This is a genomic window from Neolewinella aquimaris (assembly GCF_014197245.1).
GTDB lineage: Bacteria > Bacteroidota > Bacteroidia > Chitinophagales > Saprospiraceae > Neolewinella > Neolewinella aquimaris.
In genome coordinates, this window is record NZ_JACIFF010000001.1 from 950,648 (window position 1) to 974,618 (window position 23,971).

General features: G+C 58.2%; 20 protein-coding genes. 10 read left to right on the plus strand and 10 right to left on the minus strand.

The genetic code is table 11. The features are described 5' to 3' along the window. The first annotated feature begins 6 nt into the window (after positions 1 to 6). The gene (locus GGR28_RS03760) at positions 7 to 933 is read left to right on the plus strand and encodes a DUF4249 domain-containing protein (protein WP_183494370.1); all 927 of its coding nucleotides are present in this window, start codon (positions 7 to 9) and stop codon (positions 931 to 933) included. On the opposite strand, the gene GGR28_RS03765 is transcribed toward GGR28_RS03760, so the two are convergent. The 5 genes from GGR28_RS03765 to GGR28_RS03785 all read right to left on the minus strand — a co-directional run bounded on the left by GGR28_RS03765 (position 934) and on the right by GGR28_RS03785 (position 5,868). Then, positions 934 to 1,512 (minus strand): RDD family protein, encoded by a 579-nt coding sequence (locus GGR28_RS03765; protein ID WP_183494371.1) that lies wholly within the window; start codon positions 1,510 to 1,512, stop codon positions 934 to 936. Between the two features lie 10 nt (positions 1,513 to 1,522). After that, positions 1,523 to 2,089, minus strand: coding sequence for an RDD family protein (locus GGR28_RS03770; protein ID WP_183494372.1), 567 nt, complete (start codon positions 2,087 to 2,089; stop codon positions 1,523 to 1,525). A 10-nt stretch (positions 2,090 to 2,099) separates the two neighbouring features. Further along, positions 2,100 to 4,160, minus strand: coding sequence for a DNA primase (gene dnaG / locus GGR28_RS03775; protein ID WP_183494373.1), 2,061 nt, complete (start codon positions 4,158 to 4,160; stop codon positions 2,100 to 2,102). A gap of 260 nt (positions 4,161 to 4,420) precedes the next feature. Continuing rightward, positions 4,421 to 5,260 (minus strand): anti-sigma factor, encoded by an 840-nt coding sequence (locus GGR28_RS03780; RefSeq protein ID WP_183494374.1) that lies wholly within the window; start codon positions 5,258 to 5,260, stop codon positions 4,421 to 4,423. Positions 5,261 to 5,283: 23 nt separating this feature from the next. Continuing rightward, complete coding sequence (locus tag GGR28_RS03785) at positions 5,284 to 5,868, minus strand: RNA polymerase sigma factor (RefSeq protein WP_183494375.1); 585 nt, start codon at positions 5,866 to 5,868, stop codon at positions 5,284 to 5,286. A gap of 170 nt (positions 5,869 to 6,038) precedes the next feature. Between GGR28_RS03785 and GGR28_RS03790 the strand changes: the two genes are divergently transcribed. From GGR28_RS03790 to GGR28_RS03800, 3 genes are read left to right on the plus strand one after another with little or no spacing between them, the layout of a single operon-like run. Beyond that, positions 6,039 to 6,977, plus strand: a complete 939-nt coding sequence (locus GGR28_RS03790) for a lytic transglycosylase domain-containing protein (RefSeq protein ID WP_183494376.1) — start codon at positions 6,039 to 6,041, stop codon at positions 6,975 to 6,977. A gap of 40 nt (positions 6,978 to 7,017) precedes the next feature. After that, positions 7,018 to 8,499 carry a GH3 auxin-responsive promoter family protein gene (locus tag GGR28_RS03795; protein WP_183494542.1) on the plus strand — a complete coding sequence of 494 codons (1,482 nt, stop codon included), beginning with the start codon at positions 7,018 to 7,020 and terminating at the stop codon, positions 8,497 to 8,499. A gap of 45 nt (positions 8,500 to 8,544) precedes the next feature. Continuing rightward, on the plus strand, positions 8,545 to 10,791 hold the full coding sequence (locus GGR28_RS03800) for a glycoside hydrolase family 3 N-terminal domain-containing protein (RefSeq protein ID WP_183494377.1): 2,247 nt from the start codon (positions 8,545 to 8,547) through the stop codon (positions 10,789 to 10,791). A gap of 18 nt (positions 10,792 to 10,809) precedes the next feature. On the opposite strand, the gene GGR28_RS03805 is transcribed toward GGR28_RS03800, so the two are convergent. Further along, the gene (locus tag GGR28_RS03805) at positions 10,810 to 12,300 is read right to left on the minus strand and encodes an amidohydrolase family protein (protein ID WP_406603756.1); all 1,491 of its coding nucleotides are present in this window, start codon (positions 12,298 to 12,300) and stop codon (positions 10,810 to 10,812) included. Positions 12,301 to 12,444: 144 nt separating this feature from the next. Between GGR28_RS03805 and GGR28_RS03810 the strand changes: the two genes are divergently transcribed. Genes GGR28_RS03810 through truB form a run of 3 tightly spaced genes read left to right on the plus strand, consistent with a single transcriptional unit; the run spans position 12,445 to position 14,292 of the window. Next, on the plus strand, positions 12,445 to 12,780 hold the full coding sequence (locus GGR28_RS03810; protein WP_183494379.1) for a DUF3098 domain-containing protein: 336 nt from the start codon (positions 12,445 to 12,447) through the stop codon (positions 12,778 to 12,780). Between the two features lie 3 nt (positions 12,781 to 12,783). Continuing rightward, positions 12,784 to 13,578, plus strand: coding sequence for an undecaprenyl-diphosphate phosphatase (locus GGR28_RS03815; protein ID WP_183494380.1), 795 nt, complete (start codon positions 12,784 to 12,786; stop codon positions 13,576 to 13,578). A 3-nt stretch (positions 13,579 to 13,581) separates the two neighbouring features. Continuing rightward, positions 13,582 to 14,292 carry a tRNA pseudouridine(55) synthase TruB gene (gene truB, locus GGR28_RS03820; RefSeq protein WP_183494381.1) on the plus strand — a complete coding sequence of 237 codons (711 nt, stop codon included), beginning with the start codon at positions 13,582 to 13,584 and terminating at the stop codon, positions 14,290 to 14,292. Here truB and glpK read toward each other — a convergent pair. The 3 genes from glpK to GGR28_RS03835 all read right to left on the minus strand — a co-directional run bounded on the left by glpK (position 14,283) and on the right by GGR28_RS03835 (position 18,982). Further along, entirely contained in the window at positions 14,283 to 15,776 is a 1,494-nt protein-coding gene (gene glpK / locus GGR28_RS03825) for a glycerol kinase GlpK (RefSeq protein WP_221233782.1), read from the minus strand. The two genes, truB and glpK, sit on opposite strands and share 10 nt — an antisense overlap. 34 nt (positions 15,777 to 15,810) lie before the next feature. Next, positions 15,811 to 17,025 carry a glycosyltransferase family 4 protein gene (locus GGR28_RS03830; RefSeq protein ID WP_183494382.1) on the minus strand — a complete coding sequence of 405 codons (1,215 nt, stop codon included), beginning with the start codon at positions 17,023 to 17,025 and terminating at the stop codon, positions 15,811 to 15,813. 106 nt (positions 17,026 to 17,131) lie between these two features. Next, complete coding sequence (locus GGR28_RS03835) at positions 17,132 to 18,982, minus strand: M1 family metallopeptidase (RefSeq protein WP_183494383.1); 1,851 nt, start codon at positions 18,980 to 18,982, stop codon at positions 17,132 to 17,134. 248 nt (positions 18,983 to 19,230) lie between these two features. Between GGR28_RS03835 and GGR28_RS03840 the strand changes: the two genes are divergently transcribed. The 3 genes from GGR28_RS03840 (at position 19,231) to GGR28_RS03850 (ending at position 22,774) form a co-directional block, all read left to right on the plus strand. Continuing rightward, on the plus strand, positions 19,231 to 19,806 hold the full coding sequence (locus GGR28_RS03840) for a DUF6580 family putative transport protein (protein WP_183494384.1): 576 nt from the start codon (positions 19,231 to 19,233) through the stop codon (positions 19,804 to 19,806). Positions 19,807 to 19,811: 5 nt separating this feature from the next. Further along, the gene (locus GGR28_RS03845) at positions 19,812 to 20,582 is read left to right on the plus strand and encodes a DUF481 domain-containing protein (RefSeq protein WP_183494385.1); all 771 of its coding nucleotides are present in this window, start codon (positions 19,812 to 19,814) and stop codon (positions 20,580 to 20,582) included. A 92-nt stretch (positions 20,583 to 20,674) separates the two neighbouring features. After that, positions 20,675 to 22,774: a prolyl oligopeptidase family serine peptidase gene (locus GGR28_RS03850; RefSeq protein WP_183494386.1), complete on the plus strand. Its 2,100-nt coding sequence runs from the start codon at positions 20,675 to 20,677 to the stop codon at positions 22,772 to 22,774. Between the two features lie 98 nt (positions 22,775 to 22,872). On the opposite strand, the gene arsS is transcribed toward GGR28_RS03850, so the two are convergent. Beyond that, positions 22,873 to 23,943: an arsenosugar biosynthesis radical SAM (seleno)protein ArsS gene (arsS, locus tag GGR28_RS03855; protein WP_183494387.1), complete on the minus strand. Its 1,071-nt coding sequence runs from the start codon at positions 23,941 to 23,943 to the stop codon at positions 22,873 to 22,875. Positions 23,944 to 23,971: the final 28 nt, after the last annotated feature.

A 23,971-nucleotide genomic window follows, 5' to 3' on the forward strand; every position in this document is an offset into this window, starting at 1 on the left:
CCTTCTATGCGAATTTTCGCTTACTACCTCCGGTGTTGCACGGTGGCGGCTGGTTGCTGCCTGACGCTGCTCTTTGCCTGCGAGGAACCGGTGGAGCTTAACATAGATATCCCCAAAAGCCGGCTGGTAATCAATTCCAACTTCTACCCGAACGAACTGGTCGTACTACGAATTTCCTCAACCCGACCGATCGGCGGCGTTTCCCACGCCAACATCGACAACGCAGAGGTAAGCCTGTTCGAGGGCACCGAATTAGCCGAGAGCCTGGAGTACCTCCCCGATCCCGAAACCGCGGGCGCAGGCAGTTACCGCACCAAAGTCTTCCGGCCAAAGGTCGGACAGCAGTATACCATCCACGTTGCGGCCGAAGGCTACGATCCGGTCACCGCGGTCAGCAGCATCCCCGATCCCATCGCGATCACTTCGATTGCCATCAACGGCCTGACTAAAATGACCGTAGACGACCTCACTACCTACGATTATTCCCTGCTTATCGATTATGCCGATCCGGTAGAGGAGACGAACTACTACGATTTACGAATCTATCAGGAGGTTATCGGCTATAAAATGAGCGCCAAGGGAGACACGGTCCGCCAGAGCGCTTACCTCAAGTCCGTTGGAACACCCACCCGTGCTGCCGGACAGGGAGCGACGGTGAGCGTGCTCCTCCGGGATAAGTGCCAGATGAACGCCATAGAGGTTCACCTCCAGAGTCAGTTAGATGCCAGCCGCGAACTTCCCGGTGAAATTGTCGCCGAGCTACGTACCGTGAGCCCTGAATATTATTTCTACAAGCGCAGTTTGCTTGGGTACGAAGGCACCAGCCTACCCCTGAACGAACCGGTCATCCTCTTTAATAATGTCGACCAGGGACTTGGGGTCTTTGCCGGCTACAATTCCGTTCAGCAAAAGCTCCTGCTTCTCCCGGAGTAATCACCGGTTAGCATCTTGCGGCAGCAACCGAATGACGAAGGTCTGGGCCCACCGGTCGTGCAGCGCCCGACTCCACGGATCCATGATCAGCCAGACGGCCGAGAAGACCGGTAAGTTGTTGCAGATATTTACCAACAGGTTCTGGTTGAGGGGGAAACTCGACATGTAATTAACGTACAACTCCAGGTTGTTGACCTCCCTAAATTCGGGGGTCTCGAACATGCGGATTTGTACGAACAACGTAGCGAAGGCGGATACGGCAAACGGCAGATACCGTACGAAACTTTGGTTCAGACCGATCTTCCTGTTCGTGCCGCGGTCGACCACCCGCAGTCGCATGATCCACTTTCCCACCGTAAAGCCCAGAAAACTTTCGGTTAGCGGCTTATACAGACTTTGCACCAGCCAGAGGGCAATCACGGCATAAAGGAGCGGTTGCTCTACCATGAAATAAAACGTGGCATACATCACCGGAATCATCACGAACTGATCCACCAGATAGGCAGCTACTCGGGGGAGAAAACCCGCCGTGGGGACGGTGGTGGGGTCGGGAAGGTCCTGGATGGTCTGTGAAGTCACGGTAAATTATCTATGCCTGACGGTAGACGACGTAGCTGTTAGCCAGGATATCGTGCGCCGCCTGCTTCGGTTTGTTGAAAAGCATCACCAGTGCCGAAAGCAGGGGTATGAGGGAGGTGAATTGCTGGATACGACTCAAACGTACAATCTCTGGGTCGCTCTGCAAAAAGGTAACGTAGCTGATGTAACCATCCAGGGCGTGAAAGGATTCGCGACCAAACATTTCAATGTTTAAATAAACACCCACCACCGTGGCGACTAACCAGGGGGTATAGCGTATCCAGGCTTCCCCCATACCCAGAAAGTTTCCTCGATCGTCAATGACGCGGAGCTTACAGGCCATTTTCCCGACGGTAGCGCCGTAAAAATGCTCCATGAGCGGTTTGTAAGCCGCGGTGAGCAGCAGCACTAGAATAACGGCGATCAGACTAGGCTGGTACACCGTAAACAGGATGGTGAGTGCGGCTGCAGGCAGTAGAATCAGAAAATCGATCAATGCGGCAGCCACCCGGATCCAGAAACCCGCCGGCCGGGCCGCCCCTAGGATCTGCTCCTCATCGTTTGAGTCGGTCGTCATAGTGAATCGTTTAACGACTCAAAACTACGGTTCCCAGCTCTTTTGCGAGCGCCATTCGCATTTCGTCGAGTTTCATTTGCACCCGTAGGTGAGTGCGCATCTTCTCGAAATTGCCCGAGGCTTCGAGTCTGGCGATCTCGGCCGCGTTCTCCCTACCCTTCCGCTCGATCTTTTCCATTCGGAAGATGCGGAGGAAAATCTCCGCCGCCAGCCGGTGATTTTCCTCCGGAGCCTTCTGGCTGAGCCGAAGCCCATACTTGAGTTTCCAGTTGGGACTGTAGGTGTAGGGGCTTATGGCTGCCTCTACGGCAAGCTTGCGCAGGTCCTGATCGGGATGGCTGGTATACCAGGCGGGATCCGGAGCTTTGCCCCGCTCACGAAGGGCCGCCATCACGGAGAGGACCATCTCCCGGTATCGCTCGCTGTCGAAGTCGCCGAGCAGGTCCGCCACGTTGGTCGTTAGGTAGGTGGCCACGTCGGTACCGGTGGCCTCGTCGTACTCCTTGTGTCCGTGCAGGACGAGCAACTGCACCAAAAACTTCTCCTGGTACCCGTGACCCAGTTCAATGTCCGACGCGGCGCTTGCTTCTTCGGGTGCGGTTGGTGCAGTGACCCTTACCCCATTGTCCGGTCCGTCGATTTCCGTTGCCCAGCCCGGCTCCTGCAGGTGAGCCCAATCGTCTTCGTCGGGAGTACTTTCCTGTGCGCGGGGTTTGGTTGCCATCTCGTTGCGCCGACGTTGCCTTGCTTCCCGATCCTGGTCCTTGCGGGTCTGGGAGCGACGGTCCGCGATGGCCTTATTGACCAAGTTAATGAGCAGCTTTTCCTCGATCCCCAGCCGGCCACTGAACTGTTGGAGATAGGCGGCCCGTTTCAGCGGATCTTCTACAAGGGCAAGGGTCGACCCGATGTCCCGAATTGCGGTTGTACGGCTAGCGACGTCATCGCCGGCTTCCTCCAGCAGAAGATCGGCCTTAAAGAATAGAAAGTCCTTGCGCTGCTCCTCCAAGTACTGCTCGAAGGCGGTGCTGCCTACCTGCTGCATGTAGCTGTCCGGGTCCTGACCTTCCGGCAACACGACCACCCGGACGTTCAGGTCGGCGGTAAGCAGCACGTCCACCCCACGCAGCGCCGCTTTAATGCCGGCCTTGTCGCCGTCGTAAAGCAGGGTGACGTTCTCGGTAAATCGCTTGACGAGGCTGGCCTGTCCAGACGTCAGACTCGTACCAGAGGTAGCCACCACGTTACGGACTCCATTCTGGTGTAGGCTGATCACGTCGGTGTAGCCCTCTACCATGTACACGTTGTCCAGCTTGCGCACCGCCTGACGGGCCTGGAACATACCGTAGAGGACGTCCGATTTGTGGTAAATTTCCGTTTCCGGGCTGTTGACGTACTTCGGGGCTTTAACGTCTTTTTTCAGCACCCGCCCGGCAAAGGCAATGGGTTTACCCGCCAGGTTGTGGATGGTAAACATGACCCGATCGTAGAAAAAATCTCTGCGATTGCGGATGAGGCCCAACTTTTCCAGCTGCTCTTCCCGGTGACCGGCCGCGGTGGCCGCCTTCAGCAACCCATCCCTGCTGACCGGCGCGTAACCGAGTCCGAAGGTCTCCATGGTCTCCTTCAGGAAGCCCCGTTGCTTGAAGTAACTCAGTCCGATGCTCTTTCCCTCTTCGGTGTTATACAGTTGATCTTCGAAGTAGGAACGGGCAAAGTCGTTGGTGATGATCAGGCTGTCGCGCTCCTGTAGTTCTGCCCGAACCTCCTGGCTGACTTCCCGCTCCTCCAGCTTAATGTTGTACTTGCCGGCGATCCACTTGATCGCGTCCGGAAAAGTGAGCTGCTCGAGCTCCATCAAAAACTTTACGGGGTCGCCCCCTACCCCGCAGCCGAAACACTTGTATATATTGCGGGCTGGATTGACGTTAAAGGATGGCGTTTTCTCGTTGTGGAAGGGGCAGAGGCCTGAGTAATTATTGCCCCGCCGCCGCAGGTTTACGAAATCTCCGACCACATCCTCGATGCGCGCCGTGTCGATCACTTCCCGTACACTCTCGTCCGTAATCATGGGCGTAAAGGTACGAAATTTAATGGTCGGCTAAGTGTCAGATTCTAGCATAACTTTAAATGCAACAGGCTGAAAATCAGATACATTATATTTTGTGTAACACGATAATTCTTCCGTTCTGCATACTTTTTTGCTTTCTGAGTGTCTTATTAGTATAATAAGCGTGGCGACCCGCGAAAGTCGCAAGAATTTAATGGGTGTTCTCATAGTGTGTGGACTGTCCCGACGGCATTTTGGTCGCTCGGGGCAGTTTTTTTTTGCTATGGCCCGACTTCCCCGATCACTTGCAGTTGACTGAGGTCGGGAGTGGGTTTTCCACCTTCGTCTTCCAGCGTAATCGCAAATGCGGCCACGCCCGGTAAGTAGGGTACGCTGAGGAGCGCGTCGTTGGTGAGGTTCTGATCGAGTACGCCGAGATCCTGTGGGCCTTCCCCGTCGATCGCCCAGAGCTGGTACTGCTTACCCGTCGGGGGTGCGGGCAGGTTCACCGCGGAGAACAGCGTCTGTTCCGAGGTGGGATTGTAGAACACCACGGCCCGGCTCTCGGGTGCGTTCGGGGAACCGGCCAGAACTACGTTGCGGGTTTCGACGCTTGCCAGGACGGCAAGCTGTTGCCGATTCTCCTCGACCCGCTGCTGAATACTGTCGCAGTCGTCCTGTAGGGTGGTAAACTGCTGCCGCGCTTCGAGTAGTTCCGTGCTTGATTGGCGCAGTGCGTCCTCACGGGCCTGTGACTTCACCAGCAGGTAGGCAATTCCCAGCAGGGCCAGAGCAAGCGCAATGGCCAGCGCCCAGACAGCTGCGCCGCCCGAACGGGAGGCTTCGGTGGCAGGTCGCGCGACGGAGCTCGTAGTGGGTGCTGCCTGCTCACTCCGGATTCGCTGAAGTGCATGGTCCAGTACGGAGGGTGCGGGGGCTGCGGTCGCTTGGCCCTGCAGCACCGCATACTGCTCCAGTGCCCGTTCAATTTCACCCAGTTCGGCCCTTACTTCCGGGTACTGTTCGGCATACTGCTCCACCCGCCGACGTTCGTCGGGAGATAAGCGGTCCAGAACGTAGAGTTCCAGTTCGCCGGAGTTTATGTATGCTTGAATGTCCACGGTGGTCTAAGGGAAGTTGGCGGTTAGATTAGGAGTGAGTAAATGAATAAGATGACAAGTTCATGTTTCAGGAGTTTCCTCAGTTGCTGCAACGCGCGGCGAGACCGGGTCTTGACCGTGCCAAGCGGCAGGTCGAGCGCCTCAGCGGTTTCAGCCTGAGTATAGTCCTTAAAGTAGAGCAGGTCAATTATTGACCTATGTTTGGTATCGAGGTTGTTCAGCAGCTTAGCCAGGCCGATATGCTCTACGGACATCGACTCACTAAGGTTGTCGTGGTTAACTACGACAGCATCTATCTGATCGGTTTTCCCACCCTTTCGGTATGACTTGGATCGGACACGGTCAATCGAGGCATTGCGGGCGATCCGCGCCATCCACGTGTACAGCCTACTTTTATCCGGTTCGTACTTATCTATGTTCTGCCAGATGCGCATCAGCACGTCCTGAAGTACCTCCTGACCAACCTCCGGATCGGTGACGATCCTGGATATAATGAGGTTAAGCGCCCCGCCGTAATGGTCGAACAGATACCGCATACCCGCTTCGTCCTTCGCGAGAAGGAGCTTTAGCAGGACAGCCTGATTATCTGAATTCCCCGTAGCGGGCATGCTGGAAGTATAGTTTTTGCGGCGGCGCGCGGGTGCAATGTACAGCAAAAAAAAAGCCGTACCCTTCCGAAAAAAAATGTTTTACGGGAGGACTTAGGTTTCTTCAACGGGCGAAGGGCTAAATTGTGCGCGCTCCCTCCGGGAAGCGCAAACGGATAAAGCGCATTTAAATGAAAGCATTATTAGGCGGTATTGGCTTCGGACTGGTGTTCCTGATTTTCTGGCTGGTCCTGTTGAGCACGGGACGGCAGCAGGAAGCAACTTCCGCCCAACTGTCAACGGAGGTGTCGCCACCCACGACGGGCCTACCCCAACTGGTACGCGCCATCGACCTCACGGGCCCCTTTACTTTCGCAGGCCAGGAGGTTCCCGTGGATAATTTCGACGTCCGGGAGCGGCTCGACCTGGAACTAACGCGCAACGCCTATTTCCACCGCAATACCCTACTGTTGCTCAAACGCCGCACCCGCTACTTCCCCACCATCGAACGCATTCTTGCGGAGGCGGGCGTGCCGGACGACCTGAAGTACCTCGCCGCGGCGGAAAGCACCCTCACCGAAGCCGTCAGTCCGGCGGGAGCCAAGGGAGTGTGGCAGTTCATGGCTCCGACGGGCCGCGCTTACGGACTGCGGATCGACGGGGAAGTTGATGAGCGCTTTCACCTGGAAAAGGCCACCCGCGCTGCGACCCTTTACCTCAAGGATTACTACAAGAAATTCGAAGACTGGCATAAGGTGGCCGCTGCCTACAATATGGGCGGCCCTAACCTAAGCAAGTGGCTCGAGCGCCAGCGGGCGGAGGCGATCTACGACCTCGACATCAATGCGGAAACGATGCAGTACGTTTTCCGGATCGTCGCACTCAAAACCATCCTGGAGGACCCTGAGTCTTTCGGCTATCACCTGGAGGCATCGGATACCTACCCAAGCCTCGATGACTTCCGCACCGTGACCGTCGATCGCTCCGTATCCAACCTTGGCGATTTTGCCCTCGCCCAGGGAACCACCTACCGCCTGCTCAAGCGGTACAATCCCTGGCTGATCAGCGGAAGCCTGAGCGTGGATCCGGATAAGCCCGTGGAAGTCCGTATTCCGACCGGATCAAACTGAGACTAGCCTACCTTTAGTCCGCCCGAGCCACAACCTTTCGATCGTGAAGAAGTCCAGTCTGCTTAAACCCTACGCCCACTACCTGCGTCGCCGCATCCGGTACCGCGCCGGTTTCGCGGTGGAGATGCAGGAGGAAATCAGGAAAGACCTGGTGCGCACAGCGCGCAATACCGCCTTCGGGAAGGATCATTCGTTCGACCGGATCAAGACTTACGCCGACTTCAAACGCCACGTACCGATCGGAGACTACGAGGCGTTCCGCTCCTACTTCGACCGCACTAAAGCCGGCGAGGCCGACGTGTGCTGGCCGGGCAAGCCACGCTATCTGGCCAAAACCAGCGGCACCACCAGCGGCGTCAAGTACATCCCCCTCACCCGGGACAGCCTCCCCAATCACTTCGGGTCCGCCCGCAACGCCCTGTTCAATTACGTTGCCGAGACGGGTCACTCCCGCTGGCTGGACGGAAAAATGATCTTCCTCAGCGGCAGTCCCGAAATGGGATCTACCAACGGGATCCCGACCGGGCGGCTCTCCGGCATCGTCAACCACGAGGTACCCGCCTGGCTGAGAACCAACCAGCTGCCCTCCTACCCGACCAATTGCATCGAGGACTGGGAAACCAAACTGGAGGCCATCGTGGACGAAACCATTGGTGCCGACATGCGCCTCATCAGCGGCATCCCGCCCTGGGTACAGATGTACTACGAACGGCTACTGGCCCGCAGCGGCAAACGGACGATCAAGGAACTGTTTCCCAACTTCGAGATGTTTGTCTACGGCGGCGTCAACTTCGAACCCTACCGGGAATCGCTGGAACGGCTCGTCGGGGAGCGCATTCCCAGCGTAGAGACCTACCCGGCCAGCGAGGGTTTTTTAGCCTACCAGGACAGTCAAACCGAACCGGGCCTGTTGCTCAACACCGCCAGCGGCATCTTCTTCGAGTTCGTGCCGGCCGAGGAGGTTTTTTCGGACAATCCGCCCCGGCTCTCGCTCGGTGAAGTGGAAGTAGGTAAGAACTACGCGGTGATCCTGTCTACCACCGCCGGACTGTGGGGTTACAACCTGGGCGATACGGTCGAATTCGTAAGCACCGAGCCCCACCGCATCCTGGTCACCGGCCGGGTTAAGCACTTCATCAGTGCCTTCGGCGAGCACGTCATCGGCAAGGAGGTGGAGTCCGCCCTGCTGCGGGTCGCACAGGAGCACAGCGTGAGCGTCACGGAATTCACCGTGGCGCCGCAGGTAAATCCGGAATCGGGCCTCCCCTACCACGAGTGGTTTGTGGAATTCGGTACCCCGCCAGCGGACCTGGCTGCCTTCGCGGCGGCCGTAGACCGAGAAATGGTGGAGGAGAACCTGTACTACCGCGACCTGATCGAGGGTAAAATCCTGCGACCGCTGGTGATGCGCGAGCTTCCCGCGGGGGCGTTCCGCGAGTACATGAGAAGTCAGGGCAAACTGGGAGGGCAGAATAAAGTGCCCCGGCTCTCCAACGATCGGGCGCTGGTGGACCGGCTGTGATCCGCGCCGAATTTCCTTAGCTTAGCGGCGAACTACATTCCACCTATGCGCACCATTTATTCTTTGCTTTTTGCCACCTTGGCCTGCACCTGCGTCCGCGCCCAAACGCCCACCTTTTCTTTCCTGAGCGACGAGCAGAATGAGTTTGTGGCCTCCGAGATCCAGCGGCTGACTCTCAAGCAGAAAGCAGGACAAATGACGCAAGTGGCGGTCGACCTGGTGTTCGAAGGACAAACGTACGTGCTTACGGTCCCGCCCGTCTTCAGCGAGGAAAAACTCAACCACGTCATTGGTGAACAGGAGATCGGCTCGATCCTGAACGTGCCGAGCCGCTCGATCCCCACCCCCGCCGAATACCGGGAATACATCGGAAAGATCCAGGAAAAGGCAATGGCAACCACCGGCGTACCGGTCATTTATGGCCAGGACGCAGTGCACGGTGCCAACTACGTCAAGGGAAGCACGCTCTACGCCCAGCCCCTCGGCGTGGCCGCCAGTTTCAATACGGAACTCGCGACCGAACTGGCACGCATCACCGCCTACGAGTTGAAGGCGGCCAGCATACCGTGGAACTTTAGCCCGGCGATGGACGTCGGTCGCCACCCCGCCTGGCCCCGTACCTGGGAAAGTTTTGGAGAGGACACGTACGTCAACCAACAATTCGGGCTGGCGATGCTGCACGGATACCAGGGCGATGGCATCAGCGGCAAGGACAATGTGGTCGCCTGCCTGAAGCACTTCACCGGCTACGGCGCCCCCGCCAGCGGACGGGACCGTACCCCGGCCTACCTGCCCGAACGGCAACTGCGCGAACACTACTTGCCGCAGTTCCAGGCCGCCATCGACTCCGGTGCCATCACCATCATGATCAACTCCGGCGAGATCAACGGCGTCCCCGTCCATACGAGTAAGGAATTGCTGACGGACATCCTGAGAAACGAAATGGGCTTTGAAGGCCTGCTGGTGTCCGACTGGCAGGACGTCCGCTACCTCTACGAACGCCACAAAGTCGCAAGCAACCTTAAGGAAGCCGTACGAATGGCCATCGGGGCGGGAATGGACATGAGCATGACCGCCGTGACCACCGAATTTCCGGACGTGGTGGTCGAACTGGTGCAGGAAGGCGAACTTTCCGAAAGCCGTATCGACACCTCGGTAGCCCGGATCCTGGCCGTGAAGGTCGCGCTCGGCCTGTACGAAAAGAACGTGTGGGATCCGGAGGAATTTCCTGATTTCGGCGGCGAGCGCTTTGCCCGCAAGGCCCTGCAGTCGGCCGAGGAAGCGATCGTCCTACTCAAAAACGACGGATTGCCGCTGCCCATCGCGGCCGATCAGCGAATCCTCGTCGTCGGGCCCACTGCCGACAACATGCGCAGCCTCAACGGAGGGTGGACCTACAGCTGGCAGGGACAGGAGGCCGACCGGTATCTGGAGGACTTTCACACCATCCGGGAAGCCATTCAGCGTCAGTTTCCGGGGCGGGTTACCTACGCGTCAGGGGCCAGCTTCGATACCCTGCAGGACGTGACCACCGCGGTGTCGCTCGCCCGGGAATCCGACATCATCGTCCTGTGCGTCGGGGAGTTGTCCTACACCGAAGATCCGGGCAACATCAATTCCCTGGTGCTTCCCCTTGCCCAGCGCACCCTGTTTGACGAACTGCACCAGGTCGGTAAGCCCATCGTTCTCGTCATGGCGGCGGGTCGTCCGCGCCTGATGACCGGGCTTGCCAATCGCTCCAAAGCCGTGCTCTTCGCGCCCTACCCCGGCCCACGCGGGGGAGAAGCCATTGCTTCTATCCTGTCCGGCCGGATCAATCCCAGTGGTCGACTGCCCCTCACCTACCCCCGTCATACCAACGCCCTGGTACAGTACGACCACAAGCCCACCGAAGCCCGCAACGGGACCTACAACCCGCTGTTTGAGTTTGGCTACGGCCTCAGCTACACTGACTTTGTCTACTCCGATCTCAGCGTAAGCAGCCGGGTCATGAACCCCAACGACACCATGGAAATCTCCGTGCGGGTGACCAACGAAGGTCAGCGGGCGGGCAAGCATTCGGTCCTGCTCTACACGTCGGACCTGGTGGCCAGCGTGACCCCCAGCGTAAAGCGGCTGCGCAAATTCACCAAGATTCACCTGGAACCCGGTGAGAATCAGATCGTGACGTTCAACCTAATGCCACGGGACATTTCCTTCGTCGGGCGCGACAACCGGGCGATCACCGAACCAGGCACCTTCCGCATTTCGATCGGAGAACTGACGGCGGAGTTTGACTACGAGCCTGAGTAGACCCGGATAGGGAATATTCTATTTTTTCGCCTCGCGTACCATAGTTTTTACCGCCTCCCGTAGCTTGACGGCATCGTAGACGATCCCGTCCTTGATGGTGTAGCGAATGCCCTGGGTGGTGGTGACTTCATTGTCCTCCGTCAGGCGGGTGGCTCCGGTACCGTACAGCACCTTTAGGTCGGCCAGCGGATTTTCGGCGACCAGCACGATGTCGGCCAGCTTTCCAGCTTCGATGGTGCCGATCTGATCGTCCACGCCGAGGGCCTCGGCCCCGTTGAGGGTAGCGGAACGGACTACTTCGAGCGGATGGAAGCCCGCCTCCCGCAGCAGTTCCAGTTCACGGATGTAGCCAAAGCCGTACAGTTGGTAGATGTAACCCGAGTCCGAGCCGGCCGTCACGCGACCGCCGCGGTTTTTGTACTCGTTCACGAAGGTCATCCACAGTTCGTAATTTTTCTTCCAGTCGACCTCCTGCTCCGTACCCCAGTTGTGCCAGTAGCTGCCGTGGCTGATGCGGCTCGGTGCATAAAATTTAAGGAGACTGGGCAGGGTGTATTCCCGGTGCCAGTCGGCATTCCGCGCGCGCATCACGTCGCGGTTGGCGTCGTAGATGTTGAAGGTGGGGTTGAGGGTGAAGTCCAGTTCCAGCAACTCGTTCATTACGGCATTCCAGTGGTCGCTGTAGGGTTCCGCGGCCTGTTGCCACAGTTTGCCCGCCTCACCGAAGCGGTGTTGCTCGTTCTGGTAGTTGTAGTCTACGGGATAGTCCTGCACGGTGCGGTCGGCAAAGAGGGCTTCGGGCAGTCCGTACCAGTGTTCCATGGTGGTGAGTCCGGCCCGGGCGGAGTGCAGTACGTTCCAGCGACCTACGTTGGTCTGGGCGTGGTGGCAGGCACTGCGCAGCCCGAGTTCCTTATTGGTTTCCAGGGCGGCCTGCATCAGGTCGGGGCGGGCGCCGAAAAGTTTTATGCCGTCGCTCCCCTTTTCCTTGTTCTCCCGAACCCATTCCTTCACCTCGTCGGTGGTGGTGAACGGCTCTTCGCGTCCCTGTCCGAAGCCGGTGTAGGCGAAGATCCGGGGGGCGGCAATCTCGTTTGCGGCGGACCGGCGTTTGTGATCCAGGGTCCAGTCGATGCCGTTAAAGCTGCCGGGTTCGCGCACCGTGGTGATGCCGTGGCCGAGCCAGAGTTTGTAGACGTAATCGGGGGTCGTACCCTGGGCCGTGCCGCCGGTATGCCCGTGCATGTCCACGAAGCCGGGCAGGGCGTACATTCCGCTGGCATCGATCTCGCGGCCGCCTTCCTTCAGTTTGGGCCGGTTACTTGCATCGATGGGTACGCCAGGGAAGCCGACGGTAGACGCCGACACGATCCGGTTTTGCTCGATCACGATGTCTACCGGTCCGATGGGGGGTGCGGCGTTGCCGTTGATCAGCGTTACCCCGCGAATGATCAGCTGGACGTAGGGTCCCGCGCCGTATTCGTCGCCCCGATCCGTGGCAGTTGACATTTGGGCGGGGGCGCGGGTGCAACAGAAGGTGATAAGAAGCAATAGCGACAGGGAGCGCGCAGTTATGGTATTCATGCCGTGAAGGTAACAGCCTACCCCGCTATTTCCCTTACCTTCGCCCCGCGTAGTAAGAACGTCGTACATATGAGCAAGCGTAACAAGCAGAAGAACCGATCAGGCACCGTGGCCGAGCCCGCCGCCGAACCGGTCCGCATCGTGGCCACGCCCAAGGTCAAGGATTCCCGGGCTGCTCCGGATCGTGCCGTTCGCCCCCTGGTTTTTGGTTCAGAGACCTACAAGTGGCTCGGCATCGGATTTTTGCTCGTTGTGGTCGGCTTCCTCCTCATGATCGGTGGTCGCGACGCCGATCCAAGCGTGTTCGACGCTGAGGCGATCTATAGTTTCCGCCGCATCACCCTGGCCCCGCTCATCATTCTCGCCGGCCTCGGGGTGACCACCTACGCGATCTTTAAAAAATAGCCCGTGAGCGATTTGTTGCGCGCCCTGATCCTTGGCATTGTCCAGGGCCTAACCGAGTTTCTTCCCGTGAGTAGCAGCGGTCACCTGGAACTGACGAAGTGGCTATTCAACGACGACAGCCTCGCCGCCGACAGTATGTTGATGACCGTCACCCTCCACGCAGCCACCGCACTGGCGACCATGGTCGTCTTTCGCAAAGACATCGGGGAAATTTTTCGGGACCTGCTCAAGTTCGAATGGAACACGGGAACGAAGTTTTCCCTGCTGATCATCGTGAGTATGATCCCCGCCGCCATAGTGGGCATCATGTTCGACGAGCTGCTCACTACGCTGTTCGACCGACAGATCGTGCTGGTCGCCTTCATGCTCATCGTCACCGGTCTACTGCTTTTTCTGGCCGACCGGGCCAAGCGTACCGAGAAAAGCGTCGACTGGACCGATGCGATCCTCATCGGAATCGCGCAGGCGATCGCCATCCTACCCGGCATCAGCCGCTCCGGTGCGACCATCTCTACCAGCGTGCTGTTGGGCATCGATCGGGAGAAGTCGGCCCGCTTCTCCTTCCTCATGGTGGTGCCCCTCATCCTCGGCAAGATTGCGAAGGACCTGATTGACGGGGACTTCACCTCCACGAACTCCGCGGTTGAATTGACCGTTGGCTTCATCGCTGCCTTCTTTACGGGCATTGCCGCCTGTGTCTGGATGATCAAATTGGTAAAAAAAGCAGAACTTAAGTACTTCGCCTACTACTGCTTCGCCGTCGCACTGATCGTGCTGGCGGTAATGACCATTTCCTAAACTATGCTTACTCCCTCTACCGCCCCACCCTTTCCGTTCCGCGAAGGGGCGCTGTTCCTGATCGACAAACCGCAGGGCTGGACCAGCTTCGACGTGGTCAACAAACTCCGCTGGAAGATTCGTAAGCACCTGGGCCTGAAAAAATTCAAAGTCGGTCACGCCGGCACCCTCGACCCAATGGCCACCGGTCTACTCAACCTCTGCGTCGGACAGTGGACCAAGGAACTCAAACAGCTCGAAGGCCTGGATAAACGCTACACGGGGACCATCAAGCTGGGAGCGACCACGCCGTCCTTCGATGCCGAAACGGAGGAAGACGCATTCTTCCCGACGGAACACCTTACCCTGGACATGCTCCGCGAAACCGCGCTACGATTTACCGGTGACATCGAGCAAGTCCCACCCATGTACTCCGCCGTCAAGGTCGACGGCCAACCCCTGTACAAGCGCGCGCGCCGTGGGGAGCACATCGAGGTTCAGCCCCGCCCCGTCACCGTGCACGAGTTCGCCCTGGACAATTTTACGGGTACGTCGGTCGACTTTGCCATTTCTTGCAGCAAGGGCACTTACATACGTACGCTGGCCAACGACCTGGCGGAAGCGGCGGGCAGCGGCGGATACCTCACGGCCCTGCGACGCACCGCCGTCGGTCCGTATAACATCGAGGACGCTTGGCAACTCGATGATTTACTGGAAGTGATCGATCAGCTCTGATCGGTTTCTTCCCAGTTCATTGTCCGTTTGATGGCCTTTTGCCAGCCGGCGTAGCGGTTCTTCCGGTCGTCGGCCGTCATCTCGGGTTCGAAAGCCTGATCCAGCTGCCAGGTAGCGGTTAGGTCCTCCTTCTTCCAGAAACCAACGGCGAGACCGGCGAGCATGGCTGCTCCCAGGGCGGTCGTTTCTACGATTTTGGGCCGTTCCACATTGACTCCCAGGATATCCGACTGAAACTGCATCAGGAAGTTGTTGGCGCTTGCGCCCCCGTCTACCCGCAGGGTGGTCAGTTCGTTTTTGGCGTCCTTCTGCATGGCTTCGAGTACGTCTTTGACCTGGTACGCCAGGCTCTGGAGGGTGGCCCGCACGATGTGCGACTTTGAGGTTCCGCGGGTAAGCCCGAATATCGCGCCACGGGCGTACATGTCCCAGTAGGGTGCGCCCAGGCCGGCAAAGGCGGGTACCACGTACACGCCCCCCGTATCCTTCACCTTGCGGGCGTAGTACTCGCTATCGGGAGCTTCGTCGATCAGCTTCAGCCCGTCGCGCAGCCACTGAATCGCCGCCCCGGCTATGAATACGCTTCCCTCGAGGGCGTACTCCGTGCGACCGTCGATCTCCCAGGCGATGGTGGTCAGCAGGCCGTGCTTGCTGGGTACCGCTTCCGTGCCGGTATTGAGCAGCATAAAACAGCCGGTACCGTAGGTATTTTTGGCCTGGCCCGGTTCGAAGCAGGCCTGTCCGAACAGGGCCGCGTGCTGGTCGCCCGCCATACCCGCGATCGGGATCTCCGCACCGAACAGCGTGGTCGTTCCGTACACTTCGCTGCTGGACTTCACTTCCGGCAGTAACTCCCGTGGCACCTCGAGCTCCCGCAGCAGGCGATCGTCCCAGTCGCGTTTGCGGATGTCGAAGAGCATGGTTCTGCCGGCGTTGGTCACATCGGTAACGTGCTTCTCCCCCCCGGTAAGCTTGTACACCAACCAGCTGTCCATGGTACCAAAGCAGAGCTCCCCGGCCTCGGCCCGCTGGCGCGCGCCGGGGACGTTGTCCAGGAGCCACTTGATCTTGGTGCCGCTGAAGTAGGCATCAATCACCAGGCCGGTGGTTTGCCTGACGTGGTCCTCCAGTCCCCGCTCCTTCAGTTCGTCGCAGAGGGCTGCGGTGCGCCGGTCCTGCCACACGATCGCGCGGTGGATGGGCTCGCCGGTGGCCCGGTCCCAGATAAGGGTGGTTTCCCGCTGGTTGGTGATGCCGATCGCGGCGATGTCGGTAGCGGAGATACGGGTCTTGTCCAGCAATTCCCGCACCACGGTAGCCTGAGCCGTCCAGATTTCGGATGCGTCGTGTTCTACCCAGGCAGGGTTGGGATAAAATTGGGTGAATTCCTTCTGCGCGGTATCGACGATGCAGCCGTCGCGATCAAAAAGAATGGCACGTGAGGAGGTGGTTCCCTGATCCAGGGCTAAAATGTACTGAGGCATGATCTATAGGTATGCCACAATATAGGAACGGTGGCTATACCCGGACGAGGTCGATGAGCTGTTCGTAGTTTTCGATCAGCTTTTCACCCAGTACCCTGCGGTCGTAGTGACGGTAGAATGCAGCGTAGGCGTTCCGACCGATGCGCTCCAGCTGCCGTCCGCGGCCGATGCATTCTTCGATGACCTGGGCAAACTGGGCCGGGGTATCGGCGATGAACAGGTCCCGACGGTTGCGGGCCCGTATGCCCTCCAGTCCGACGGTGGTAGCGATCACCACGCGACCGAGCGACATCGCTTCGAGAATCTTGGCCCGCATACCGCCGCCGCTAAGCAGGGGCACTACGCTGATGCTGTGGGCGGCAACGAAATCGCAGCTGTTCGGCACCTCCCCGTGAATGACCACGTTCTGCATCCGCAGCTGGCTGATGCTGTGGGGCATATTCCGGCCGGCAATGTGAAATTTCACCTGCGGGCAACGGCTGCGAACCTCGGGCCAAACTTCGTTCAGGAACCACTGCAGCCCCTCCAGATTGGGCATCCAGTCGAGGGAGCCGATAAAGTGTAAGTCAGGCGAGGAGGCGTAGCTGTCGTAGGTCGGCGGACCGCACCTGGTTTCCAGTCCAATCGGAAGCACGAACGACCTGCCCCGGTACCCGAGGCGTTCGAAGTGCTTTTTGTCGCGGTGGGTGATGGGCAGCAACAGGTCGTACTGGTTGAGCTGACTGCGCTCGTATTCCCGCAATTGCTTGGTGAGGTGACGCAGGTACCACCGTTTTGGCGCGAAGGAGATGTTCTCGCAGCACCGCTCCCAAATTTCGTGCTCTACGTTATGCGACCGCATGACTACCTGGGCCGATGAGTGCTTCCGAATGGTGCCGAGGTAAGGCGCCAGGTACAGCGTCTCCAACTGCACGATGTCAAAATCTACCTCCCGCAGCCAGTATTCCAGCGCGTCGTGGTAAGATTGCTGGTGGAACCGGCTGATGTGGTAGGAGGTCCCACGCACGAGGTTGGTGGCCGCGTCTACCGGACTCACGTTGTTATCGATTGCCACGGTACGCACTTCGTGGTAGTGGTCCATCTCCGGGGGAAGCTCAAGTCCCGCGAAGAAGTGCTTCGAGGTGTTCATAGCCAGGAGACTGACCTGGCAGCCCAGTTCGCTCAGGCTCTTGGTCAGGCCGTGAATGGCCAGACTCTCCCCGTCCATAAGGGGAAAGGGGAACTTTTTCGTCAGGACCAGTAGTTTCATCGGGCGTCAGTCTGTAGGGTGTGGTGGTATACTTTCAGGATAGCCTTTACTCCCGGAACGTGGCCTGGGGCCGCCGTTTGCACCAGAACTATGGTGAAAATTTTCGTCAGTCTCCCCAGGCATTGTTATCCAGATCGTCCTCGAACATCCTGCCCCGGGCGTTGATCCGCACGGAAGCGATCTGTTGCTTGTTGATGTCCAGGGTGAAAGAGTAATTAGGGTTCGCCCATCCCCAGTCCGGTAGCACGGTCCAGTCGGAAGCGTATTCCGGCTGCGGTTTCTCACCCCGAAGTATCTGGGGGGCGATGTAGTAGTACTTTTCCGATCCGTCTTCCAGGGTAACCGTCACTTCCACTGGCATGGGCATACGTCCAACCCGCTTAAGGTCGATGCGGGTGGTGCCGCTGCTGTCGATATCTTCCACGTCGTCTACCGCATAGTCGGCGTAATCGGTTCCGTTCACCCAGTACTCACGGTACCAGTCGAGCTCGAGACCGGAAGACTTCTCGGCAATCCGGATAAAGTCGTTCGGATTGGGGTGCTTGAACCGCCAGTCGTGGTAGTAGCGGTGCATCGTACGGGCAAAGGCCTCCTCGCCGATGATGTACCGGAGTTGTTCCAGAAAGACCGAGCCATTCACGTAGCTGGCCACGCTGTAGGCGGAGTTCGTCGCGAAGTGATCGGCGTGCACGGTTAGGGGCTCCTGTAATCCCGACTGGCGGAACGCGCGCAGGCTGGCAAAGGTCCGCTCGTGGGGATTTTCAACGTATTCTCCCTCGATCAGGCCCTCGCCTCGTAAGTGATTCATCACCTCACTGCTGGCCCAACTGGTGAACCCCTCGTCCATCCAGGCGTACAGCGCTTCGTTGGTACCCATCAGCATCTGGTACCAGGTGTGCATGAGTTCGTGCACGCTCACGCCCACCAGGCTGTTCAGATTGCGGTGTCCGGTGATCAGCGTAGCCATGGGATACTCCATGCCGCCGTCGCCCCCCTGAATGAAGCTGTACTGCTCGTAAGGGTACTGGCCGAAGTGAGTATTGACGTAAGCAAAGGCGGCGTCCATGATCGCGGGAAGCCGTTCCCAGTTTTCCGTCGTTTCTTCACCGGGTTGGTAAAAAAAGTTTAGCGTGGTGCCGTTCTCCCGCACAAGGGAGGTGTGGGTGTAGTCCGGATCGGCGGCCCAAACAAAATCATGTACCTGCGGCGCGACGAATCGGTAGCTGAGCATCTCCGGACGGCTGGCGGGGTCGGGTGCATAACCGTAGCCGATCGCTTCCGGCTGCTGCAAGTATCCCGTTGCGGCCACTATGTAATCGCTGTCGATGTTGATGGTGACGTCGAAGTCGCCCCACACGCCGTAAAATTCCCTTCCGATGTAAGGATTGGCGTGCCACCCCTGGTAGTCGTATTCGGCCAGTTTAGGGTACCACTGCGCCATGCTGTACTCGATGCCCTCGGCGTTGTCGCGTCCGCTGCGGCGAATTTGCAGCGGCACCTGGGCGTCCCAGCTCATGGAGAAGGTGGTGCTGTCGCCGGGCAGGATCGGCTCATCGAGCGTGACCTCCAGAATGGTGCCCACCTCCTGAAAGGTGAGGGTTCCGCCGTCGCGGGTCAGGGTATTTACTTTGATGTATCCGATCTCATCTGGGCCGAGTTTGCTGATCCGGTCCTTCACCCGATCGTCGGCGTCGGGCAGGTTCAGGTTGCGCAGGTCCATCTGACTGCCCGGCTGAAAGGCGTTGAAGTACAGGTGGTAGAACACCTTGTCCAGCGTATCGGGGGAGTTGTTAAAGTAGGTTAGCTCCTGGGTGCCGGTGTACTGATTCGAGCGTACGTCGAAGTCGATTTCCATGCGGTACGCTGCGCGCTGTTGCCAGCGTTCGGGCTGGGCGAAAAGAAGGGCGGGGGCGCAGGAGCAAAGCAATAACAGCAAGCGAAGGAAGGGGGCTGACATCAAAACGAGGGTTGGTTTTTCGGTAGGGGTTACGGCGCGGCGGTCCATACACAAAGCAACAAGGGACGGGCGCGTGTGAGGGAAACGCTTAAGTCGGGAAATGTGCTAAGCCACCCCCAAGTTTTTCACTTATCGGTAACAATCGGCCATCTCTGAGTTCGCTTACTGAAGGCTTATCGAAGCGAGTGGGGCGGGCGGTGTTTTCGTCCGCGGTGTGTGCTTTATCTTTGCCCCTCAATCGTATTTCTATGCCCGAGTCTAAGCTTCGTTTTCACCTGCCGGTGCTGCTGGTCCTTATTTTTTTGGCCGCCGCCAGCCGGTTACTTCCCCACTGGCCCAACTTCGGCCCGATCGGTGCCATGGCCCTCTTCGGTGCCGCTACCTTCCCCCGCAAGTGGATGGCGGCGGTCGTTCCCTTCGTAGCCCTGTACCTCAGCGACGTCGCCCTTAACAACCTGTTCTACAGCCAGTACTACGAAGGCTTTTACTGGGGATTCAACTACTGGGTGTACCTGGGCTTCGGGCTTACCCTGCTGCTTGGTTTCGGCCTGCTGCGCCACTTCCCCTTCAGCTGGGCGCGCATCGGCGGAGCGACCCTGAGCGCTACCTTGGTGTTCTTTCTGCTTACCAACTTCGGCAGCTGGCTGGGTTCTCCCTTCTACCCGCAGACCGGCGCTGGGCTAATTGCGGCGTTCGCGGCCGGACTTCCCTTTCTGCTAAGCAGCTTTGCCGGTAATATTTTCTTTGTCGGTGTACTTTTCGGGGGTACCCGCTACTTAGCGGAGGATACCCGCTTGGTTGAGGCCAAGGAACGGGCACAATAATCGCGATGAAGTTAGGTACACCGATCCTGTACGCATTGCTTCTTACGCTTTTGGCCTGCTCCCGCGTTTCCGCCCAAATCGTCAACATTGAAGACAAGCGGAAGGGCTTCGATACCATCGGATGGTACGGGCAGATCGACCTCGGAGGCAACCTCACCCGCAACAATACTAAGGTACTGAGCCTGAACGGCAGCGTACGCGTAGACCGCAAGGGACGCAAGCAGGCCCTCCTGGCCCTGGCCGACTACCGACTCGTGCAGGTAAGCGGCGACAATGCCCTGAACGCCGGTTTTGCCCACCTCCGTTACGCTTACTACCTGAGTGACCGCTGGCGCTGGGAGGCCTTTACCCAAGTGCAGTACAACGAGCAGCTGCGGCTCGGACTGCGGACGCTGGTGGGGACCGGCCCGCGACTGAAGCTCTTTTCGTTCGGAGACAATCGCGTGTACGTAGGCACCCTGTACATGTACGAATATGACGAGGTGGCCGAGGGCAGCATTACCTACCGCGATCACCGCCTGAGTGCCTATATGAGTTTTTCGCTGTTCCCCCTGCCCAACGTCACGCTGTCCAATACGACCTACTACCAGCCCGTCGTTCCGGACTTCCGGCAGCCCCGCGTGTCGAGCATCACCTCCCTGGGGGTAAAACTCACCGACCGACTGGCGTTCAACACCCGCTACAGCATCACCCACGATGCGCTCATCAGCCAGGGGCTGGACGACGTACCCGCCACCACCTCCGAATGGATCAACGGGCTACGCTACACGTTCTGAGTTAGCCTTAATTTAGCCGTAGGGATAAACTATTTATTCCCGCGCTACTTAGTCTGCTTCCGACAGCCTCCTGCACTGAAACCCAAGATTCCATGAGCTCCGCCGACTATCCGCCGATCCCCGTCACCTACCCCACCACCGCCAGGGACACCGTCGAAGACGACTACCACGGAACCGTCGTTGCCGACCCCTACCGCTGGCTCGAGGACGACAACAGCGTAAAAACCAAGGACTGGGTAAAGCGACAGAACGAAGCCACCTTCGGCTACCTCGAGCAAATCCCCTTCCGCAAGGACATCGAGGAGCGACTTACCGAACTGGTGAACTACCCGCGCCTTTCTTCTCCCTACAAGGTTGGCGAGTACTACTTCTATTCCCGCAACGACGGCCTGCAGAACCAGGCGGTGATCTACTACAAACGGGGAATGGACGGCGAGGAAATGGTCTTCATCGACCCTAACGCCCTCAATGCCGAAGGTACCACGAGCTTCAATCTGATGGGTGCCGATAAAAATAACCGGTACATGGCCTACAGCCGTAGCGACGCGGGCAGCGACTGGCAGAAGGTATACGTACGTGAAATTGCGACCAATCAGGACCTGGACGACGAGCTTGAATGGGTAAAATTCAGTGGGGCGGGCTGGTTTGGCGACGGTTTTTTCTACAGCCGCTATCCGGCCCCCGCGGCGGGAGAGGAGCTGAAGGGCAACAACCTGATGCACTCGGTCTATTTTCACCGACTCGGCCAGCCCCAGGCAAACGACCGCTTGGTGTACGAAGACGCCGCCCACCCTGACTACTACCACTACGGCGGCACCACCGAGGACGAGGATTACTTCGTCATGTACGCCGCACCCGGCACCGACGGCTTCGCGACCTACTACCTGCCCCTGGTCGGAGACGAACTACCGGCAATCATCGAACCCATCGCTCTCTTCCCGGACACCAAAAACAAGAGCCAGGTCATCCACGCCGACGGCAAGAATTTCTGGGTGCATACCAACATCGGTGCGCCCAATTACCGGCTGGTGAAGATCAATCTCGATAAACCCCAGAAGACCAACTGGACGGAGATCGTACCGGAGGGCGAAAACCTGCTGCAGAGTGTCGGCACGGGTGGGGGTTACCTGTTCGCCAACTACCTGGAGAAAGCCACCGACCGCTTCTACCGCCTCACCTACGACGGCGACGAAAAGACCCCCATTGCCCTGCCGGGTGTAGGCTCCGCCGGTGGGTTACGGGGCAAGGAGGATGAGAAACAGTTGTTCTACGTCTACACTAGTTTCACCTATCCGCCCACCATCTTCGAATACGACGTGGAGTCCAACAAAAGCAAGCCGTTCTTCGAACCCCAGCTGAAATTCGACCCGACGGAGTACGAAGAAAAGCAGGTCAGCTACATCAGCAAGGACGGCACCGAAGTAACCATGTTCCTGGTCCACAAGCGGGGACTAAAGTTGAACGGCGAGCATCCTACCTACCTGTATGGTTACGGTGGATTCAACGTCAGCCTGTCGCCTGGTTTCAGCATAATGCGCCTACCGCTGCTCGAAAACGGCGGCGTGTTTGCCATGGCCAACCTGCGGGGCGGCGGGGAATACGGGGAAGCTTGGCACAAGGCCGGCATGCTACAAAACAAGCAGAACGTATTCGATGATTTCATTGGGGCGGCGGAGTACCTGATCGACAAGGGCTACACCAGCAGGGAAAAACTCGCCATCGCGGGCGGTTCCAACGGCGGTTTGTTGGTAGGAGCGGTCATGACCCAGCGTCCCGACCTATTCGCGGTAGCCTTCCCGGCCGTCGGCGTAATGGACATGCTGCGCTACCACAAATTTACCGTCGGCAAGGGCTGGATTCCCGAGTACGGCAGCAGTGAGGATCCGAGCATGTTCCCCGTGCTCCACGCCTATAGTCCCCTCCATAATCTTAAGCCCGGAACCTCCTATCCCGCCACCATGATCACCACGGCCGATCACGATGACCGGGTCGTCCCCGCTCATAGTTTCAAGTACGCAGCCAAGCTACAGGAATGCCAATCAGGCGACAAACCCGTACTCATCCGCATCGAAACTAATGCCGGTCACGGTGCCGGAAAGCCCATCTCCAAATCGATCGAGGAGCAGGCGGATGTGTGGAGTTTTTTCTTTTATAATACGGGTGCGGTGGTGGGGTATGGGGTGAAGGGGTAGGTAGTATGTTAGTCGATTAGTACGTTAGTTATTTAGTCCATTAGTACGGACTAACAGACTAACCGACTAACAGACTATTGAACTAACATACTACCCAGCTATGCCACCGTCCCCCCACAGCTACTCCCCGCTCCCGCCGTGCAGCCGTAGCAGTGTTGATTGAGCACGATGTTGCGATTGCGAAGGGCTTCGATGTCAAAATCGCGGAGGTGTTGTCCCTTGCTGGCGACTTTGAGGTCGAGCATTTGGTTGAAGTCGCAGTCGTAGAGGTAGCCGTCCCAGCTGACGGATATGGTGTTGCGGCACATGAGTCCGTCGACGGTTGCGGGGTTGTAGGCGTCGACCAGCTTTTGCATGTACTCTGTGTAGTTGCCCGATTCGAGGAGGTAGTCGAGGAAGCGGCTGACCGGTAGATTGGTGATCGCGTAGAGCTCGTTGAAGACGATGCCGTACTTGCGGTCCAACTGCCGCTTAAATTCGGCCTGGAGGGTTTCTTGCTTGCCCGGCAGATAGGCTCCCGACGGATTAAAGACCAGGTCGAGTTTAAGTCCGGTGCCCGGTTTGCCGTACCCAACCTCGTTGAGCAGATGGAGTGCTTTGATCGAGTCTTCGAAAACGCCGTCGCCCCGCTGACCGTCCGTGCGCCCCTTGCTGAAGTAAGGCAGACTTGATACTACCTGCACGCGGTGTTTGGCCAGGAACTCGGGTAGGTCGCGGTACTTTGGGTTGGCCATGATGATGGTGAGGTTGCACCGATCGATGACCTGCTTTCCGAGGGCCGTACACTGTTCTACGAACCAGCGGAAGTGCGGATTCATCTCCGGGGCTCCTCCCGTGATATCCACCAGTTTGATGGACGGACTGGCCGCCAATACTTCTACGCACAGTTCCAGGTCCGCGCGGTTCATGTTTTCTTCCTTGCGGTCCGGACCGGCATCAACGTGACAGTGGGCGCACGTTTGGTTGCAGAGCTTACCGATATTGAGCTGAAAAACTTCAATTTCGGTTGGTTTGAAGGGGCGATGTCCCTGTGCCGCCAACTTGTCGGCAAAGCGGGGAAAACCGGCGTCCGCCACGTCCTTTCCGTTGAGCACGTTCAACTGAATGTACCCATTGCTCAGATCCGATCCCTTCCTTTTGAGGCTTAGGGTTTTTTGCTTAACGCCCATAAATTTTTATAATTTGAACTGTAAAATT